At 65.7% G+C, this 18948-nt stretch carries 19 protein-coding genes and 1 tRNA gene; 13 read left to right on the top strand and 7 right to left on the bottom strand.

Annotation, left to right across the window (positions count from 1 at the left end; genetic code table 11):
* Nucleotides 1-70 precede the first annotated feature (70 nt).
* Both MFF55_RS12260 and MFF55_RS12255 read left to right on the top strand, forming a co-directional pair.
* A complete protein-coding gene (locus tag MFF55_RS12260) occupies nt 71-1234 on the top strand; it encodes a protein-glutamate methylesterase/protein-glutamine glutaminase (RefSeq protein ID WP_238244376.1) in 1164 nt (387 codons plus the stop codon).
* Nucleotides 1231-2109, top strand: a complete 879-nt coding sequence (locus tag MFF55_RS12255; RefSeq protein WP_238244375.1) for a CheR family methyltransferase — start codon at nt 1231-1233, stop codon at nt 2107-2109. The genes MFF55_RS12260 and MFF55_RS12255 overlap by 4 nt, the downstream gene beginning before the upstream one ends.
* Before the next feature lie 277 nt (nt 2110-2386).
* Here the strand turns inward: MFF55_RS12255 and ctrA are convergent, their stop codons facing one another.
* Complete coding sequence (gene ctrA, locus MFF55_RS12250; RefSeq protein WP_238244374.1) at nt 2387-3088, bottom strand: response regulator transcription factor CtrA; 702 nt, start codon at nt 3086-3088, stop codon at nt 2387-2389.
* 383 nt (nt 3089-3471) lie between these two features.
* Here ctrA and fliI point away from each other — a divergent pair, with 383 nt between their 5' ends.
* From fliI to MFF55_RS12235, 3 genes are all read left to right on the top strand, one after another.
* Nucleotides 3472-4830 carry a flagellar protein export ATPase FliI gene (fliI, locus tag MFF55_RS12245; RefSeq protein ID WP_238244373.1) on the top strand — a complete coding sequence of 453 codons (1359 nt, stop codon included), beginning with the start codon at nt 3472-3474 and terminating at the stop codon, nt 4828-4830.
* 81 nt (nt 4831-4911) lie between these two features.
* Entirely contained in the window at nt 4912-5319 is a 408-nt protein-coding gene (fliJ, locus tag MFF55_RS12240; protein WP_238244372.1) for a flagellar export protein FliJ, read from the top strand.
* Nucleotides 5320-5473: 154 nt separating this feature from the next.
* On the top strand, nt 5474-6481 hold the full coding sequence (locus tag MFF55_RS12235; RefSeq protein ID WP_238244371.1) for a lysylphosphatidylglycerol synthase domain-containing protein: 1008 nt from the start codon (nt 5474-5476) through the stop codon (nt 6479-6481).
* 92 nt (nt 6482-6573) lie between these two features.
* On the opposite strand, the gene MFF55_RS12230 is transcribed toward MFF55_RS12235, so the two are convergent.
* From MFF55_RS12230 to flhA, 4 genes are all read right to left on the bottom strand, one after another.
* Entirely contained in the window at nt 6574-7194 is a 621-nt protein-coding gene (locus MFF55_RS12230; protein WP_238244370.1) for a TadE/TadG family type IV pilus assembly protein, read from the bottom strand.
* On the bottom strand, nt 7191-7634 hold the full coding sequence (locus MFF55_RS12225; RefSeq protein ID WP_238244369.1) for a TadE/TadG family type IV pilus assembly protein: 444 nt from the start codon (nt 7632-7634) through the stop codon (nt 7191-7193). Before MFF55_RS12225 ends, MFF55_RS12230 begins: the two co-directional genes overlap by 4 nt.
* A 52-nt stretch (nt 7635-7686) precedes the next feature.
* A complete protein-coding gene (locus MFF55_RS12220) occupies nt 7687-8700 on the bottom strand; it encodes a hypothetical protein (protein WP_238244368.1) in 1014 nt (337 codons plus the stop codon).
* Nucleotides 8701-9023: 323 nt separating this feature from the next.
* A complete protein-coding gene (gene flhA / locus MFF55_RS12215) occupies nt 9024-11168 on the bottom strand; it encodes a flagellar biosynthesis protein FlhA (RefSeq protein WP_373874797.1) in 2145 nt (714 codons plus the stop codon).
* 238 nt (nt 11169-11406) lie between these two features.
* Between flhA and MFF55_RS12210 the strand changes: the two genes are divergently transcribed.
* Nucleotides 11407-12117, top strand: coding sequence for a general stress protein (locus MFF55_RS12210; protein ID WP_238244367.1), 711 nt, complete (start codon nt 11407-11409; stop codon nt 12115-12117).
* A 15-nt stretch (nt 12118-12132) separates the two neighbouring features.
* Here the strand turns inward: MFF55_RS12210 and MFF55_RS12205 are convergent, their stop codons facing one another.
* Both MFF55_RS12205 and MFF55_RS12200 read right to left on the bottom strand, forming a co-directional pair.
* On the bottom strand, nt 12133-13374 hold the full coding sequence (locus MFF55_RS12205) for a KpsE/RkpR family capsule polysaccharide export protein (RefSeq protein WP_238244366.1): 1242 nt from the start codon (nt 13372-13374) through the stop codon (nt 12133-12135).
* 138 nt (nt 13375-13512) lie between these two features.
* Nucleotides 13513-14166, bottom strand: coding sequence for an ABC transporter ATP-binding protein (locus MFF55_RS12200; RefSeq protein ID WP_238244365.1), 654 nt, complete (start codon nt 14164-14166; stop codon nt 13513-13515).
* Between the two features lie 224 nt (nt 14167-14390).
* Here MFF55_RS12200 and MFF55_RS12195 point away from each other — a divergent pair.
* From MFF55_RS12195 to MFF55_RS12165, 7 genes are all read left to right on the top strand, one after another.
* Nucleotides 14391-14480, top strand: a tRNA-Ser gene (locus MFF55_RS12195).
* A 200-nt stretch (nt 14481-14680) separates the two neighbouring features.
* Nucleotides 14681-15826: a tyrosine-type recombinase/integrase gene (locus MFF55_RS12190; RefSeq protein WP_238244419.1), complete on the top strand. Its 1146-nt coding sequence runs from the start codon at nt 14681-14683 to the stop codon at nt 15824-15826.
* Nucleotides 15827-16633: 807 nt separating this feature from the next.
* A complete protein-coding gene (locus tag MFF55_RS12185) occupies nt 16634-16861 on the top strand; it encodes a helix-turn-helix domain-containing protein (RefSeq protein WP_238244364.1) in 228 nt (75 codons plus the stop codon).
* A 199-nt stretch (nt 16862-17060) separates the two neighbouring features.
* Nucleotides 17061-17309 carry a transcriptional coactivator p15/PC4 family protein gene (locus MFF55_RS12180; protein ID WP_238244363.1) on the top strand — a complete coding sequence of 83 codons (249 nt, stop codon included), beginning with the start codon at nt 17061-17063 and terminating at the stop codon, nt 17307-17309.
* On the top strand, nt 17306-17560 hold the full coding sequence (locus MFF55_RS12175; RefSeq protein ID WP_238244362.1) for a hypothetical protein: 255 nt from the start codon (nt 17306-17308) through the stop codon (nt 17558-17560). The genes MFF55_RS12180 and MFF55_RS12175 overlap by 4 nt, the downstream gene beginning before the upstream one ends.
* A gap of 74 nt (nt 17561-17634) precedes the next feature.
* Nucleotides 17635-18291, top strand: coding sequence for an AAA family ATPase (locus tag MFF55_RS12170; RefSeq protein WP_238244361.1), 657 nt, complete (start codon nt 17635-17637; stop codon nt 18289-18291).
* 85 nt (nt 18292-18376) lie between these two features.
* On the top strand, nt 18377-18538 hold the full coding sequence (locus MFF55_RS12165) for a hypothetical protein (RefSeq protein ID WP_238244360.1): 162 nt from the start codon (nt 18377-18379) through the stop codon (nt 18536-18538).
* Nucleotides 18539-18948 lie beyond the last annotated feature (410 nt).

Below are 18948 nucleotides of genomic sequence, written 5' to 3'. Positions count from 1 at the left end.
GGACGATCCGGCCGCCGCGTCGGCCGGGCACTCCCTCGTTCCCATCCCGCGTAGCGTAGGCGTAAGCACGATGCTGGCAGCCGTTGCCCACCCGCCCGGCCCCACCGGCACCGTAGCCGCAGGGACGGGCCAGAAGATCCGCGTGCTCATCGCCGACGATTCCGCCGTGGTGCGCGGCCTCGTCGCGCGCTGGCTCGGCGAGGCGGGCTACGACGTCGTCGCGACGGCCGCCAACGGCCGGATCGCCGTGGAGGCGATGTCGCGCCACGACCCCGACGTCGTGCTCCTCGACATCGACATGCCCGAGCTCGACGGGACTCAGGCGCTGCCCCTGCTGCTCGCCAAGAGCCCGGGCGTGCAGATCGTGATGATGTCGACCCTGACGACGCGCAACGCCGACATCTCGCTGCGCTGCCTGGCGCTCGGGGCCGTCGACTACCTCGCCAAGCCCGAGAGCAACCGCGGCGTCACCACCTCGGATGCTTTCCGCACCGAGCTGGTCGAGCGGGTTCGCGTGTTCGGCAGCACCCGTGCCCGCCGCCGCGGCCCGGCGCTCGCTCCTTCGCATATGCCGGCGGCGCCGACCGCACCCGCTCCGCGGCCCGCCGCGCCCGTGCTGCTGCGGCCGAAAGCGCGCAGCGCGACGCCGCCCCGCTGCCTGCTCGTCGGTGCCTCGACGGGCGGACCGCGCGCCGTCGGCGAGGTCCTCGAGAAGATCGGCGCCGCGACGCTTCGTCAGTTCCCGGTCCTCATCGTGCAGCACATGCCGCCCGTCTTCACCGCCGTCTTCGCCGAGCATCTCGGCGCGCGCACCGGCATCCCGGCCGCCGAGGGCAAGGCCGACGAGCGCGTCGTGCCCGGCCGCATCTACGTCGCGCCGGGCGGCCGCCACATGGGCCTCGCCGGCGGCCGCGGCGACGTCACCATCCGCCTCGACGACGGCCCGGTCGTGAATTTCTGCCGCCCCGCCGTCGACGTGCTCTTCAACGACGCGGCCGCAATCTACGGCGGTGCCTGCCTCGCCGTGGTTCTCACCGGCATGGGCTCCGACGGCACCGGCGGCGCGCGTTCGCTGACCGAGGCCGGCGCCGCCGTGCTCGCGCAGGACGAGGCGACCAGCACCGTCTGGGGCATGCCCGGCAGCATCGCCAAGGCCGGGCTCGCCCAGGCCATCCTGCCGCTCGGCGAGATCGGTGGCGCCTTACGCAACCTCCTGACAGGACACGGCGCATGACCGACGTCGAGTTCGATTTCCTGCGCGGCTACCTCAAGCAGCGCTCCGGCCTCGCGTTGACCGCCGAGAAGCGCTACCTGATCGAGAGCCGCCTCGGGCCGATCTGCCGCCGCTTCGGGCTGGAGAGCCTGCGCGACCTCGTCGGCGCCCTCAAGGTCTCGCGCGACCTCGCCATGGAGAAGGCGGTCGTCGAGGCGATGACCACCAACGAGACCTTCTTCTTCCGCGACCGCACGCCCTTCGACCTCTTCAAGGACGTGCTGCTGCCCGAAGCCCTGACCCGGCGCGCGGCGCAGCGCCGCCTGCGCATCTGGTGCGCCGCCGCCTCGACGGGGCAGGAGCCCTATTCGCTGGCCATGCTCCTGCAGGAGGCCGGCCCGAGGCTCGCCGGCTGGCAGGTCGACATCGTGGCGACGGACCTCTCGACCGAGGTGCTCGAGAAGGCCAGGGCCGGCCTCTACAGCCATTTCGAGGTCCAGCGCGGGCTCCCCGTCCAGATGCTGCTCAAGAACTTCGAGCAGGTCGGCGAGCTCTGGCGGATCTCGGATTCCTTGCGCCGGATGGTCGATTTCCGGCCCCTCAACCTGCTGCATCCCTTCGAGCAGCTGGGCACCTTCGACATCATCTATTGCCGTAACGTGCTCATCTATTTCGACGCGCCGACCAAGGGCGACGTGCTCGGCCGGCTCAGCGCCAGCCTGGCGCCGGACGGCGCGCTGCTGCTCGGCGCGGCCGAGACCGTGATCGGGCTGACGGACAAGCTCGTCCCGAGCCCGCAGCACCGCGGACTCTACAACCAGGCTCCTTCGGCTGCGCGGATCGTTGCGACGGTTGCCCCCGTAGCGCCGCCGATCCGGCGCGTGGTGGGATTCTGAGGGCGGGCTTCTGACCTGCTTACGGAGGGAGGGCGGACCTGGGCGCCACCCTCCCTTTGTCATTCCGGGGCGCCGTAGGCGAGCCCGGAACCCAGAACCACGAGTGGTGCTCCAGCTTGCTAAGTCAGCGACTCTGGGTTCCGGGCTCTGCTTCGCAGCCCAGAATGACAACGGTTGGAGCAAGGCCTCTCCGGTGAAGCCCAGCGTCCGCAGGAAGCCCGCAAACGAAAAGGCCCCGCCGAAGCGAGGCCGTTCCGAAAACCGAAACCTTCTGCGCTCAGACGGCGATCCGCTCTTCGCCTTCGACCGGCTCGCGCAGGACGTAGCCGCGGCCCCAGACCGTCTCGATGTAGTTCTTGCCCTGGCTGGCATTGGCGAGCTTCTTGCGCAGCTTGCAGATGAAGACGTCGATGATCTTGAGCTCGGGCTCGTCCATCCCGCCGTAGAGGTGGTTGAGGAACATCTCCTTCGTCAGCGTCGTGCCCTTACGGAGCGAGAGGAGTTCCAGCATCTGGTACTCCTTGCCGGTCAGGTGCACCCGCGAGCCGGAGACTTCCACCGTCTTCTGGTCGAGGTTCACGATGAGGTCGCCCGTGGTGATGACCGACTGGGCGTGGCCCTTCGAGCGGCGCACGATGGCGTGGATGCGGGCGACGAGCTCGTCCTTGTGGAAGGGCTTGGTCAGGTAGTCGTCGGCCCCGAAGCCGAGACCCTTCACCTTGTCCTCGATGCCGGCCATGCCCGACAGAATCAGGATCGGTGTCTTGACCTTGGCGACGCGGAGGTTCCGCAGGACCTCGTAGCCCGACATGTCGGGCAGGTTCAGGTCGAGGAGGATGATGTCGTAGTCGTAGAGCTTACCGAGATCGATCCCTTCCTCACCGAGATCGGTGGTGTAGGTGTTGAAGCTCTCGGACTTGAGCATCAACTCGATGCTCTGCGCCGTGGCGCTGTCGTCCTCGATCAGAAGTACCCGCATCGTCGGTCCCCAGCCCAGCCGGCCGTTGCAGCGTTTGGGCAAGCCCCCGCTGATCGCCCGCCACCGGCCCGCGGCGGACGCTCCCTTGTCTTCGACTTAGAACGCTATTCGTTAATCGTTAACAAAACCTGATTCCCGCTGGCAAGCAGAGATTTAGAGATTTTGATCCTGCAACCGGCTCTTCGTTTTTGATCTGTTCTCATCCGATCCATGCTCAAGCTGAATCGATCTGAGCAAGACCTTGCCTAAGTGATTCTATCTTCACGCTTCGCTTCGGACCGTCGCCCGTGTGCCACGGACGCGGCGCATGACGGCGGCCCGCTGTCGGCGCGATGGAGGCAGTGTTAAGGAGGGAGGTAAATGAAAGGTTGAGAGGCGGCCGAATGTCGGAGCGGGATCGCGGCGGGGGTGCTTCGCGCCTCGCGGCGGCAAGACAGGCGCTCGACGGCGTCGAGACCCTCGAGACCTACGGGCGGGTCGTCGCCATCCGGGGGCTGCTCATCGAGGTTGCCGGGCCGGTCGCGGCCATGCGGCTCGGCGGACGCCTCGACATCGCCGTCGACACCGGCGCGGGCGGCATCGTGCCCTGCGAGATCATCGGCTTCCAGGGCGACCGGGCGCTCGCGATGCCCTTCGGCTCCCTGGAGGGCGTCCGCCGCGGCTGCCCGGCCACGGTCCGCGACGAGGCCGCGGGCGCGATCCGCCCGTCGGCCGCCTGGCTCGGCCGCACCGTCGACGCGCTCGGCCGCCCCATCGACGGCCTCGGACCGATCCCAGCCGGACCGGCCATCTATCCCTTGCGGGCGGACCCGCCGCCGGCTCATGCCCGCCGACGCGTCGGGCCGCCGCTGGACCTCGGCGTCCGCTGCATTAACACGTTCCTGACGATGTGCGCCGGCCAGCGCATGGGCATCTTCGCGGGCTCCGGCGTCGGCAAGTCGGTGCTGCTCTCGATGCTTGCCCGCTACACGGCTGCCGACGTCGCCGTGATCGGCCTCGTCGGCGAGCGCGGCCGCGAGGTCCAGGAGTTCCTGCAGGACGACCTCGGCGAGGCCGGGCTCAAGCGCTCCGTCGTGGTGGTCGCGACCTCGGACGAACCCGCCCTGATGCGGCGCAACGCGGCCTACGTGACGCTCGCCATCGCCGAGCACTTTCGCGACCAGGGCGCTCAGGTGCTCTGCATGATCGACTCGATCACCCGCTTCGCCATGGCCCAGCGCGATATCGGCCTTGCCGCCGGCGAGCCGCCCACCGCCAAGGGCTACACGCCCACCGTGTTCAGCGAGCTGCCGCGCCTCCTCGAACGCGCCGGGCCGGGAACGGGGGAGGGGGCGATCTCGGGCCTGTTCACGGTGCTCGTCGAGGGCGACGACCACAACGAACCCGTGGCCGACGCGGTGCGCGGCATCCTCGACGGGCATATCGTGATGGAGCGCGGCATCGCCGAGCGCGGACGCTATCCGGCGATCAACGTGCTGCGCTCGGTCTCGCGCACCATGCCGAAGGCTTGCGACCCGCAGCACCTTCCGACCGTTCGCCGCGCCCGCCGCATCCTCGCGACTTACGCCGACATGGAGGAGCTGATCCGCCTCGGCGCCTACCGCGCGGGCGCCTCGGCGGAGGTCGACGAGGCGGTGGCGCTCATGCCGCAAATCGAGGCTTTTCTGGGTCAGGGTAAGGAAGAAGCAACTTCGATCGGCGAGGGTTACCGTCGACTCGGCGAGATCGTCGGCGCCGCCTAAGCGCCGGGAAGGCTCGTCGAACCGGGGCCGGCGAAGCCGCAGCGCCCGGGTGTCGAGCGTTGCGTGGAGTGGACCCTCAAGATGAAATCGCGTGACACGCTGATCCGGCTGCGCCGCTTCCAGGTCGACGAGAAGCGTCGCCGCGTGACGCAGATCGAGATGATGATGGCCGACTTCCAGCGGATGGCCTCCGAGCTCGACCGCGAGGTCGCCCACGAGGAGAGCCGCGCGGGCATCTCCGACCCCGCCCATTTCGCCTACCCGACCTACGCCCGCGCCGCGGCCGTGCGCCGGGACAACATGCGCCAGTCGGCGGCCGCCCTCGACGGGCAGCTCTCCGAGGCCAAGGCCGAGCTCGGCGAGGCCTTCGAGGAACTGAAGAAGGTCGAGATCCTCGAGGATCGCGAGCGCAGCGCCGAGCGCGCGGTGGAAGCCGCCCGCGACCAGGCGGCGGTGGACGCGATCGGCCTCTCGCGCGCCCGCGCTTAGGTAGACGTCGCGCCTGCCGGAGCCCCTTGCCGGCACGAAACCGTCATGATCCCATGACATCAGCCCCGGACAGGCCGGGGCTTCACCGGTCTCGCTTGCGGTGCACGGCCCCGTCGTGCAGGTAGGCCCCGCTCCAGGGACGCGACCGGTTGCCATGAAGAAGATTAAGGATTTTGCCTGGCCGCTCGTCGGCCTCGTGGCCCTCGTGGTCTCGGGCTACCTCCTGTACCGCGAATTGCAGGGCATCTCCCTCAAGGAGGTCGAGGACAGCCTGAGGGCGATCCCGGCGCACCGCTACGGCCTGGCGTTCCTCTCGACAATCGTCGCCTACGCGGCGCTCGCCTGGTACGACCGCATCGCGCTCCTGCATCTCGGCGTGCGCCACATCTCTTGGCTGTTCGTCTCGGTCTGCTCCTTCACCACCTACGCGCTGTCGCACAATATCGGCGCCTCGGTCTTCTCGGGCGCCCTGGTGCGTTACCGGGCCTACTCGGCGAAAGGCCTGAGCGCGGCGCAAGTGGCCGTGCTGGTAGCGCTCTGCTCCTTCACCTTCGGCCTCGGCACGATGCTGCTGGGCGGGATCGTGCTCACGATCTACCCGGAGCTGCTGACCCGGCTCGAGGGCAAGCTGCCGGCCGCGCTGACGAACCCGACTACCGCGCGCGTCGTCGGCCTCGCGCTCCTGACCTTCGTCAGCCTCTACGTCATCGGCTCGCTGCTGCGCCTGAAGCCGCTGACGATCCGCACCTTCAAGCTCGAATACCCGCGCCCCAACATCATGGGCCGTCAGCTCATCGCGGCGCCGCTGGAGCTGCTGGGTGCGGCCGGCATCATCTATTTCGCGCTGCCGGAGGCCGGCAACCCGGGTTTCGTCGTGGTGCTGGCGGTCTTCCTCGCTTCATTCTCCGCGGCGCTGGCCTCGCACTCGCCGGGCGGGCTGGGCGTGTTCGAGATCATCTTCCTCACCGCGATGCCGGAGGTGCCGAAGGTCGATGTGCTGGCCGCTCTGCTCGTTTTCCGGCTGCTCTACCTTTTGATCCCGTTCGCCCTGTCGATCGTGACGGTGCTGTTGTACGAGCGGGCGAATTTGGCGAAGGCGTTCCGGCGTAATGCGAAGCCCGTCGAGGCAGTGCCGGCGCCGCCTATCAGCAAGGCGTCATAGCCTGCCCCTGCCTATCCGGGCCGAGCGCGCCTCCGGCGCGGTAGTCCGGCAACCGTTTCGCGAAACGCGGACCGGAAGGGTTTGCCTGACCATCAACTCGACGATTTCGAGCAACGTGACCCAGGACCTGAGCCTTGAACGTCGACGGTATACTGTGAGCTGCTGAGCGCTGCCGAAAGGCCATGATCGATGATGAAACTCGGCATCAGTGGAGTGTAATTCGACACGATCCTGGCTACCACGCCCGTGTCGTCATCGCGGGTCACCGACAGCACGGTCGGTTTCACGTTCGGCCCTAGATCCTCTACGAAATCGACACCGAAGCAGGTCTCGATCTCGGTGCCGACTCGGGTGAAGTAGAGGAGTTTTAGGTCGGCGTTTGGAAGGCCCAAGACAATGTTCTTGAACCGACCGTTGTTCCCGTCGGTGTAAAGTCTCATTGTTTGGGTCACGCAGTCGGAGCCTTGGTGCGTGAACCCGGAATTTGCGGTGGTGCGCGGCGGACAGCTGGCCAGAGTCTTGACGATGAGCGCCGAAGCGCGCTCCGCGTCCCGATTGGCTCCGATCATGAAGCTCAGGTCGATGATGCCACCTAGGATAGCGGCCAACACCGTGGCGATCAGGCCGAACTCGACAGCCGCGGTCCCTCTGTCCTCCCGGAAGAACGACCTGACTGCGGTCCGCGAAGATGGTGGAGCAACGATGTGCGTCATGCCGGCCGCCTAAATACGACTGAGGCCTTCGCCTTCAGCAAGGGAATGAAAGGGACGAACTGCACGACTGATGCGGTGGCACGTAACGATAAGACGTCGTTGCTGGATCCGACCTGGAACATCTCGGTGACCGCTGTGCTAGCGGTCGGAACGTCTTGCAGGCGTCTCATCTCCAAGACCAAACTGTTCTTACAAGTTTCAGGAAAGAAGGTCTTATCGCAGACGATGTCCCTATAGGCGTTTCTTTGCCCAAGCAAAAGAGCCGGCTCAGGCGTCGCTGCCGATGCGTAGAGCGCATCGCTCAGCGTGCTCTGCATGACATGCATGGCGTAGAATTGTAGAATGCCCATGATTATCAAGACAAGCGGTCCGGCAAGGAGCCCAAACTCGACTGCACTCGCGCCGCTCGTGCGATGTATGAAGTTGCGAATGGTCCTCATTCCTCGAAATCCCTGCCCTCATTAACCCGCTCTCACGCACCATTACTGCAGATCAGGGACAGACACCCTCACAAATTCGGATGTAATCCAGCAGGCCGCCGTAGGTATCCTGACGTCCGGCGCCGCGCCACACGATGCGATAATCACCCGCACTGGGAACGGTGAAGGTAAGCTTGCGCTCGACCCAGTCTTTCGTCCAGACGCAGACGTCCGTAAGGTTCTCCACCTGATAAAGGGCGTCCGACTTCTTTTCGACGTAGAGCTCGATCCTGAAGGTCCAGCCATCCTTCTGGGCTTGAGCGACGGCCAGCTCGTTGATGGCCCGCTGCTCAAAATCGTCGCGACCAGCGCCTTTTGCTTTAGTCAGATCAGAGCACGTCTCCGCATTTCCGTACTTATTGTAATCGATCCCGGACTTATCCTTACGAGAATTGTACCAGTATCTAATTTCGTGATTACCCCCCTTGAGGGTCATGTTTCTGATAATTGATGAGTTAGTCGTGTTAGCGCAGCTGACCTTTTGCGACGAGCTTGCATTTTTGCAATCACTATCCAATTCTGCAAAAAAATTCCCGAACCGCAGTTTGCCGCTGGTAAGCGAAGCCTGACCATTGATTTCGAGGCCTGCACCACTCGTAGTCCAACTGTTGAACCAAGTATTTGCTGTGTCGATGACGTTCCAATTCCCTTGGCCGACAGTGTGATTCTCCTCGAACGACTCAGAGAAGATCAGTGTCGACGTGCTCGACGGATCTGGAACGTTAGGCGCGATCAGACAACTTTGTGAGACGCTGAAGTATTGGTTCGACTTCGGTAGGACGCCACCGAGAAGAAAGCTAAGATTTCCAGACGTCGTCACAGAAACCCTGACCGCGTCTACGCTCGGGCTGATCGTGATGTTTTCAAGCCTTTTTTCCGTCAGGTTTTTCTGGGTAATACTGCGCACATCACCCGTGTAGTCAGTCGTGAGATTGGCATTATTCTTTCGCTTGCTTCCGACGAAAATAGCGCCCTGATGGCAGGACAATTCGGTCGCGCTGGTGAGGCGCTGCTTGAACGCTGTCATCCGTGTGACTTCCACGGCACCCGCCAAGCCGGCCGCGAGGACCGGAAGCGTAAGCCCGAAGACGACGGCTGCGCTACCGCTCTGGTTTCTACAAAACATGACTAATGCTCTCGGCAGCGTCGGATTTCGCTTCCGTCTTAGAGCTAGATTGCTAATGATGGGTGTGCTGATGTATCAAAATATATCGTTAACAAGTGCTGTAGATTTAGTGAAACCTGATCTTAAATTTCGCAATAGCCCACTATCCTTGCTTGGGTCGGGCACGAAGGACGTGAAAGAGCGAGGCCCTTAAGCGACGATGCAGCCCGCCGCCCGGATGTCCCTCACACCGACCCCACCGTCCGCAGCCGCGCCCGCGGATGGATCTCCGCCTGACTCATCACAGGCGTCTCCCGCCGGAAGCGCTCGATGATCGAGCGGACGAAGGGACGCGCTTGCGCCGAGGTGACGAGAACCGGCATCTCTCCGATGCGGGCTGCCGTCTCGAAGCGATCCCGCACGGTGTTGACGAACTCGGTAAGCTTTGAGGGCTGCATCGCGAGGTAGCGCTCGTCGCGCTCGCCGACGATCGAGTCGAGGAAGGCCTGTTCCCAGGCCGGCGAGAGGGTAATGATCGGCAGCATGCCGTCGGGACCCTGATACTGCGCGCAGATCTGCCGGCCGAGGCGCGCGCGGACGTGCTCGACGATGTCGCGGGGGTTCTTCACGTGGCCCGCCACCTCGACGATGCCCTCGACGATCGTGCCGAGGTCGCGGATCGAGACCCGCTCGGCGAGCAGGAACTGCAGCACCCGTTGGATGCCGGTAGTGGCGATCTGGCTCGGCACCACTTCCTTGACCAAGTCGGAATGGTCCTTCGGCAGCTCCCGCAGAAGCTTCTGGACCTCGACATGGTTCAGGAGCTCGGAGACGTGGGCCTTGATGATCTCGGTAAGATGCGTCGAGACGACGGTGGAGGCGTCGACCACCGTGTAGCCCTTGAGCTGCGCCTGGTCCCTGAGCGACGCGTCGATCCAAGTGGCGGGCAGGCCGAAGGTCGGCTCCAGCATGTGCTGCCCGGGTAGCTGCACCTGCCCGCCCATTGGGTCCATCGCCATGAACTGGCCCGGGAAGATGCTGCCGGTGCCGGCCTCGATCTCCTTCACGCGCACGACGTAGGCGTTGGCGTCGAGCTGGACGTTGTCGAGAATGCGCACGGAGGGCATCACGAAGCCGAGCTCGGCCGCGAGCTGCCGGCGCAGAGCCTTGATCTGGTCGGTGAGCCGGTCCTGCCCGTCTGGACCGTTGACGAGCGCGAGAAGCGCGTAGCCCATCTCGAGCTTGAGGTCGTCGAGCTTGAGGAGGTCGGTGACCGTCTCCTCCTTCGGGGCCGCTGCGGCAGCCGGATCGACGGGAAGGCCCTCGGCATCCAGGGGCGGGGCATCCTTGGCGACCTGAGCGATCTTCCAGGCGGCGTAGCCGGAGCCCGCGGCGAGCGCGAGGAAGGGCAGCATCGGCATGCCGGGCAGGAGCGCGATCAGCACCATGACGCCGGCCGACATGCCGAGCGCCTTCGGATAGTTCGCGAGCTGCTTGCCCAGCGCCTTGTCGGCCGAGCCCTTCACGCCCGCCTTTGAGACGAGGATGCCGGCCGCCGTCGAGACGATTAGCGCCGGCACCTGGCTCGCGAGGCCGTCGCCGATGGTGAGCAGGGTGTAGGTCTTGGCCGCCGCGCCGAATGGCATGCCCTGTTGGGCGACGCCGATGATGATGCCGCCGATGACGTTGATGAAGGTGATCAAGAGCGCCGCGATCGCGTCGCCGCGCACGAATTTCGAGGCGCCGTCCATCGCGCCGAAGAAGGAGCTCTCCTCCTCGAGCGCCCCGCGCCGCGCCTTGGCGGTCTTCTCGTCGATGAGGCCGGCCGAGAGGTCGGCGTCGATCGCCATCTGCTTGCCCGGCATGGCGTCGAGGGTGAAGCGGGCCGCGACCTCGGCGATGCGGCCCGAACCCTTTGTGATCACGACGAAATTCACGATGATGAGGATCGCGAACACGATGATGCCGATGACGAAGTTGCCGCCCATCACGAAGTTGCCGAAGGCCTCGATGACGTGGCCGGCCGCCGCCGTGCCCTCGTGGCCGTGGCCCAGGATGAGGCGCGTCGAGGCGAGGTTGAGCGCCAGCCGCAGCAGCGTCGCGACGAGGAGCAGCGTCGGGAAGACGGTGAATTCGAGCGGGTTGTCGATGAACAACCCCGTCATCATGATCAGGACGGAGAGGATGATCGAGACCGCCAGCAGCAGGTCGAGCAGCATCGCCGGCAGCGGGAAGATGAGCACCGCCAGGATGCCCAGGACCGCGAAGGCGAAGAACAGGTCAGTGCGCTTCGAGAAGGCGCCGAGGTCGGCGCGCGTCGGCATCGCCATCCCCGAGAAGGGATTGTTGCTCTTGGCCCCTGACGTCCCGGCGGTGACCGCTTCGCTCATCATGGCTCCCGCCGGTCATCATCCGGATGCGGCTTATTCTGCTCCGAACCCGGCAAGTTTTGCCGGGTTTACGGTTAGCGCGGGGTTAATGACCCGCTCGCGATCGGCCCGCGCGGCGGGAACCAAGCCGATCTCCGCCGCTTGAACCGGACCGATCCGCTGACCGCAGCGGCGCGCCGACCGAGGCGGCGACCTGCCTCATCGAGCGCCTGCCGCGTGGAAACCCGAGGTGACACCCATGGCGATGCGAACCCTCACCGCCCTCTACGACGATTACGAGAAGGCGGCCGCGGCCGTGGACCGGCTCGAGGCGGCCGGCATCCCCCAGGGCGAGATCAGCATCGTCGCGCAGAAGGACGGCCAGGGCGCCGCCTCATCGACCGGCACGGCCACGGACACCGAGAGCGACTCGGCCGACGGCGCGGGCACCGGCGCGACGCTCGGCACCGTGCTCGGGGGCGGGGCAGGGCTGCTCGCGGGGCTCGGCCTCATGGCGATCCCAGGGATCGGCCCGGTCGTCGCGGCGGGCTGGCTCGTAGCGACGCTCGCGGGTGCGGGCGTCGGCGCCGCCACGGGCGGCCTGCTCGGGGCGCTGACCGGCGCGGGCCTGAGCGAGGCCGATGCCGAGACCTATGCGGAGGGCGTCAGGCGGGGCGGGACGCTCGTCACGGTCCGGGCCGAGGAATCGCGCGCGGACCGGGTGACGGCGATCCTCGACGAGAACGGCGCGATCGATCTCGACGAGCGGGCGCAGGGCTGGCGGGCGCAAGGCTGGACCGGCGGGACGGCGAGCCGCGCCGCGACGGAGGAGGTCGGCTCGACGGCGATCGGGGCGGCGGGCTCGACTACGACCGGCCTCGACACGGAATCCGGCCGCACGCTCCTCACGCTGGGCGAGGAGCGGCCGGTCGGCGGCGCGCCCGGGACGACGCCCGGCGGCCTCCGCTGAGCGGCGGGGCGTCCGTCAGGACATCTGCTTGCGGGCGAACAGCGCCAGCGCGAAGAACACGGCCGAGCCGGCCGTGACGAGGCTCGCCATCAGCACCCGGCGGGGCTCCTGGGAGGATTGCGCCATCACCGGCTGCACCACCATGGTGAAGAACTCCACCTGCCGGTCCGCGATGATGCGGGCCCGCTCGTGGGCGGCCAGCACCTTGGCGTAGTACTTCTCGGCGTCCTTGCGGTCGTTGTCGAAGGCCTCGAACCGCGTCAGCGAATCGGCGAGCACCCGGATCTGCTCCGGGTCCTGGCTCGCGGATTGGCGCTGGATCTTGGCGATGTTCTCGTCGAGGTCGCGGATCTGGCTCTTGAGGTCCTGGATGCGGCGCGATTCGGGGCCGAGGTCGCGCTGGCCGAGGGCGAGCTGCACGGCGAGGTTGACCCGCGCCGTCGTCAGCTCCGCGATCACCTTGAGGTTGCTCTCGTTGGTCTTCTGCGCGTCGAGCACGCCGTCCTTGTTGCGCAGCGCCGCCACCGCGATGCGGATGTTCGACATCCGCTCGCCGGCGAGCTTCAGCTCGCGCACGCTCTCGGCCAGGGCGTCGTTCCGGGCGCGGGTGCTCAGCGCGTTCACCATGCGCTCGCTCTCCGCGAGGATCGCCTCGGTCAGCGCCAGCGATTCCGCCGGGTCGAAGGTGTTCACGGCCAGGCTGAGGATGCCGGAGCCGGATTCGATCTTCACGTGGACGCGCTTGTTCCAGTATTTCAGGAACTTCTCGATCGGCTTCTCGGGATCGAAGCGCGAGAACCAGTCGATGCTGTCGCGCGAGAACATCTCGCGCACCGGCATGACCGCCTCGATCGCCTCCACCATCGGGCGGCTCTCGATGTAGTTGGCGGTGATGAGGCTGTCCTGCGCCACCATCATCTTCGGCGTGCCCTCGTTCGTCCCGACCGAGTCGGGCGAGGCCTTCTCGACGCCGCCGATCGCCGGCCGCAGGGCGAAGCGCGCCTCCGTGACGTAGCGGTCGGAGGCGATCAGCCCGTAATAGGCGGCACCGGCGAGGCTCGGCAGCAGGAAGCAGAGCACGAACAGGACCGGGACCCAGGGGTCGCTCTTGACGTGGGTCTGGTAGGACCGGATGCCCTTCTTGCGGTCCGCGAAGCGGGAGACGCGCGCGATCTGCCGCAGCGATTCCGCGACGGCGTTCGAGCGATCGGCCGTGGTGAGGGGCTGGCCCTGGGGGGTGCGGATGTCGACCGTCATGCGCCCTGTCGTTCCGTTCCGGTCGTCGACCGAGGCGCGATGCCGCCGCGCCGAACCCGTTCATCGCTCGAGCACACGGCAAAACCGTGGCCGCCGCGCGTGCCGGGGCAAGGCTGAGGCCAAGGCTCAGGCCAAGAGTCAGGCATTGAGGCGCCGATAGACCTCGATGGCGTCGTTGACGTCCTCGTAGACGATGGCGCGGCCGTTGATGAGCACGATGCCCTGGCTGCACCATTGACGGATCGTCTCCATGTCGTGCGAGACCATGATGACGTCGGCGTTCTCGCGCCGCGCCGCGAAGGCCTCCTGGCAGCGGCGCTGGAAGCGGGCGTCGCCGACCGCCGTGACCTCGTCGATGAGGTAGCAGTCGAAGGGGATGGCCATGCTCATCCCGAAGGCGAGGCGCGAGCTCATGCCCGACGAGTAGGTCCGGATCGGCACGTCGAGGTAGCTGCCGAGCTCGGAAAAGTCCTCGACGAACTCGAGCACCTTGCGCGGGTCCTCGCCGTAGATGCGCGCCACGAAGATGATGTTGTCGCGCCCCGTCATCATCGGGTGGAAGCCGCCGGCGAAGCCGAGCGGCCAGGAGACCCGCAGGTTGCGGTGGATGCGCCCGCGGGTCGGGTCCTCGGTGCCGGCGATGAGGCGCATCGAAGTCGACTTGCCGGCCCCGTTGATGCCGAGGATGCCGTAGCTCGTGCCGGGCTTGAGCGTGAACGAGACGCGCTCCAGGATGGTCCGGCGATGGCCGTCCGTCCGGTAGATCTTGGTCACGTTCTCGAACCGGATCAAAGCCGTCCGCACTCCCGAGGCGCCGGCCCCTCGCGCAGGGCGGACCGGCCGATGCCGGGGCGTTGCACCGCGAAAACGGCGAATCTGAGGATCGCGCCGCCAAGGCCCGCCTCCCCAACGCCGGCCCCGCCGACACCCGCCTTGCACGACGCGGGCGCGGCTTGTACAGCACGCCACCCGATGCCCGACGGCCGCGCCCTGGCCGCCCGTCCCGCGCAGGGTCCGGAGGGGTGGCCGAGTGGTTGAAGGCGCACGCCTGGAAAGTGTGTATACCGGAAACGGTATCGCGGGTTCGAATCCCGCTCCCTCCGCCAGATAGCTGTTCATAACCCTTCGCCGCAGTCCGCTAAACCACCGAAATCATTAGATCTTCCAAAAACTCTGGTCCGCTGGAGGCCGCTGGAGGCCGCTGGCGTTCGCCCAAATTCGCGATTACGATGTGGGTAGCATCGTGGGTGAACGCGTGCAGGGAAAGCTGACAGCTCTTGGCGTGGCACGACTGAAAACGCCCGGCATGTACGGCGACGGCGGCGGCTTGTGGCTGCAGGTCACCGGCAAGGGCGCAAAGTCTTGGATCTTCCGGTTCACCCTGAGCGGCAAGGCCCGAGAGATGGGTCTCGGCTCGGCCGGGACGTTCTCGCTCGCCGAGGCTCGCGACAAGGCGCTCTCCTGCCGCAAGCTATGCGCGGAGGGGATCGACCCGATCGAGGCCAAGCGGGCGCAGATGGATCAGGCGCGCCTCGAGGCGGCCCGGGCCATAACCTTCCGCCAATGTGCCGAGGCCTACATCGAGGCCCACAAGGCCGGCTGGCGCAACAGCAAGCACGCGGCCCAGTGGACGGCCACCCTGAGCACCTACGCTTACCCGGCGTTCGGCGAGCTGCCTGTCCAGGCGATCGACACTGGCTTCGTCATGCAGGCGCTCCAGCCGATCTGGACGGCTAAGCCCGAGACGGCCACTCGGGTGCGTGGCCGGATCGAAGCGATCCTCGACTGGGCCAGGACCCACGGCTACCGCCGTGGGGAGAACCCGGCTCGGTGGAAGGGGCACCTGTCAAACCTGCTGCCGAAGCGCTCTCGGGTGCAGAAGGTCGAGCACCATGCCGCTTTACCGTACGCCGAGGTATCGGCGTTCGTGCAGGCTCTCGACGCGCAGCCCGGCATCGCCGCCCAGGCGCTCGCCTTTACGATCCTGACCGCAGCCCGCACCGGCGAAGCTATAGGTGCCAAGTGGTCAGAGTTCGACCTAGAGGCCGGAGTCTGGACCGTGCCGGCCGAGCGGATGAAGGCGCATGTCGAGCATCGGGTGCCTCTCTCGGCCCCGGTGCTGGCGATCCTGAAGACCCTGAAAGAGGCCAGCACTGGCGAGTTCGTGTTCCGAGGTGGGCGCCGCGGCCGGCCCATCAGCAACATGTCCATGCTGATGACGTTGCGCCGGATGAGGTGCGAGGATCTGACGGTTCACGGCTTCCGGTCGACCTTCCGCGACTGGGCCAGCGAGTCGACGCACTTCCCGTCTGAGGTCGTCGAGATGGCGCTGGCGCACGCGATTGAGAGCAAAGTCGAGGCTGCTTACCGACGCGGCGACCTGTTCCAGAAGCGGCGCGAGCTGATGGATGCCTGGGCGGCCTGGGCGACCGACCCACGGAGATCAGGTTGAACGAGGTTTACCCACCGCCTGGCTACGTTAGGCTGCCCGCGGCAGCTCTCCTGGCTACCAAGACTTGGTTTCCGCAAGAGTGGGAGGCCTCCGATCCCGGCGAACCGTCGCCGCCCGAGATATCAGGCGATCCACTTGTAGCTCTCATTGCAGGCGGTATCGGACACCAAGGCGAACCTACTTGGAGAGAAAGGACGCTGCTTCAGCGCGCTGAGCCATATATTTCTCAAGCTATAAAACGCTTGCGTGACGCGTTGTTCTTAGGGCGATTAGCAGTGCTCTATTTCCCTGATGACAGCGGGAAGGCCAGGGAAGTCAATCAAGGCTTCTGGGCCACTGCGAGTGCGAATGGCGTAATCGAACGAGGCTGGTTTGAGCCTTGGGGTTCTCCAACAGCTAGTGGCCGGCGCTACATCGAGCACTTGTTCGTGTCGGAAGGTGCTTTGAGTGCTCTCCTCTCGCCCGAACCGGAGCGCGCCTCGTACCTGAGTTCCAACCTTGATGTCAGTTCAAGGCTCAGGAAATTGGGACGGCCACCGCGGAAGCAGGAAGCTGTTAAGGACAAGATGCGTGACTTCATCTCACGAGAGGGCATGCCAGCGCTCCAAGCTCTGACTGAGGAGGCGATGAAGTCGCTCTTTGGCGCAAGCCGGGACACCTGTCGGAAAGCCCGGCAGGAATTAGCGACAGAATTCTCGACTGAATAGCGACAGATTTTCGACCATCGACAATTAGCGACAGCGAACGCTATTCGCCAACATCCATCCGCACCGACCTGAACCAGGGCGGCAAACGACGGATTTAGCCATGAACTCTCACAAGGTTCGGGCGCCGCAGGGAGACCTGCGCGCGTCAACGGAGAAGCTCGCCTACACCATCACGGAGGCGATCCACGCGACCGGCCTCGGTCGCACCACGATCTACGCCCTCGTGGCGGAGAAGAAGTTGCGGACCATCAAGGTCGGCGCGCGCACCTTGATCCCGGCCGACAGCCTGCGCGGCTTCCTGGCCTCCCTCGAGCAGGAGGCCGCATAGCCTATGGCAAAAACAGTTGAGGGACGGAGCGCCGGCCAGCGCTCGCGTCCCTCGGAATGTGTCGCTCGCCTGACCGACGCTTCCGAATATTCGCCGCCGAGCCTCGCTGTCCATCGTCTCAGCCAGCGCCTCGGCGTCTCGCATGAGGTGGCCGCTCTCGTTGCCCAACTCGCCGGCCTCGGTCCGAGGGAGGCGCGCCATGGATGACATCCTGATCGCAGAGATTGCCAAGAACTCTCGCGAGCGGCTGCGCATCCAGCTGCGGGAGTTCAAGGGTCATCGATTCATCGATCTCCGGCTGTTCGCCATCAGCGCTGACGGTGACTTCGTCCCGACGCGCACCGGAATCGGTTTCCGGCCGGATCTCATAGACGCGGTGGTGGAAGCGCTTGAGGCCGCTCAGCGCAAGGCGGCCGGTCAGGGCCACTCGACTGGGGGGGTGCGATGAATGCTCCACTCGACCATGCCGCCTTCGGCACGCTCGAAAAGCTGCGTGAGACCGCTCGCGAGCAGCTCCACCTCTGCGCGTTCCACTGCTCCCTCGCCGTTGATCACGGCGAGGTACGGGCCGACGCAGGGATGACCTACAACACCCGCCGGGCCGTCGCCCACATGCGCTTCGCCATCGACGCCCTGAAGATGATGGCCGAGCATCAGGACCGCAGCACGGTCGATCGCTCGCGAGGCGATGCATCATGAACCGGAGCGATCCCTTCGCGGATTTCGCCCCGCTCGACGACCCACCGGATCTAAATCGGGAATGGGCGCCGGTCGTGGGTTCGCCGGCCTCCCTCATTCGAGCAACCCCCTACGTCTGGCGCGACCCACGCCAGATTCCACCGCGGGCCTGGCTCTACGATCGCCGACTGATCCGAGGCTTTCTGTCGACGACGGTGGCACCCGGCGGCATCGGCAAATCGAGCCTGGAGCTCGTCGAGGCCGTGGCCCTCGCCACCGGTCGTCCGCTCCTCGGTGTTCCTGTGCAGGCGCCTCTCCGCGTCTGGTACTGGTGCGGCGAAGATCCGCTCGAGGAGATCGAGCGCCGCGTTGCCGCAATCCTGATCCGCTACAACACCGACGCAAGAGAGCTTGAGGGGAGGCTCTTTCTCGATCCGGGCCGCACCTCCGAAATTGTCATCGCTCAGACGACGCGAGCCGGTACGGTCCTGGCTCAGCCTGTCCTCGACGCCCTCCGAGCGACCGTTCAGGCCAGCGCTCTCGACGTGGTGATCTTAGACCCGTTCATCTCGACGCATCGAGTCCCGGAGAACGACAACGGCGCGATCGACATGGTGGCGAAGGCCCTGAACCGTGTTGACTGGCACGCACACCACCATCTCGGATCGAGCACCGCGCCGAGTGGAGGCGGACCGACGGGCAGAAGCTCAGGCCAGGGAAGCGCCGACCGATGTTGCCGATGGATTGCCTGATCCGGAGATAGCGAAGGGACGGACATCCGGCGTGTCAACCAACGATCGTCGTGGCTGATCATTCGCTCCACCGACAGCCCGTCACATGATCGCCGTCAGCGTTGGCCCGCTACTTGGACGGATCGGGCGTCGGGAAATGGTCGATGAAGCGCAGGCCTGCCCACAGATCGACGGCGTGGCCGTCCACGAGGGCCTTGGCCTTCTCACGTGCTTCGACATCATCACCAGCCAGGATCCGAACGGCTGAAACCACGGCACCCTGCTCGTCGATCAGGTTGGCGCGATACCTCGGCTCATCATTATCAGGGGATCTGCTCACACCAGCCGACCCCCATGCGGCAGCCTTCCAGAACCTCATAGCCGAACTAAATAGCGACGGTGTGGTTTTACACAAAGGCGCCGTTCGTCGCGGAGAATAAGGAGGGGGATGGATGCGCGAACCATTGCTTAGGATGGCTTTACGTTATCACCTTAGCCCCAAACTTCGCCGAGGTCCGGATCTTTTTCCATTTCGAATGCATAGCGCGAGCAAGAGAAATCGACCAAGAAGTCAATGTCGCAATCTGATGCTGCTTTGGTAGAACTGAGTTAAGTCTTCACTGGACTTAAGACCGATACCAGACCTTGCCAGCAGAGACCTAGTACACGAGGCCGCCG

Source organism: Methylobacterium iners (genome assembly GCF_022179305.1).
Lineage (GTDB): Bacteria > Pseudomonadota > Alphaproteobacteria > Rhizobiales > Beijerinckiaceae > Methylobacterium > Methylobacterium iners.
The sequence above is the reverse complement of the archived record's forward strand: the minus strand, read 5'-3'. Positions and strand labels throughout refer to the sequence as shown.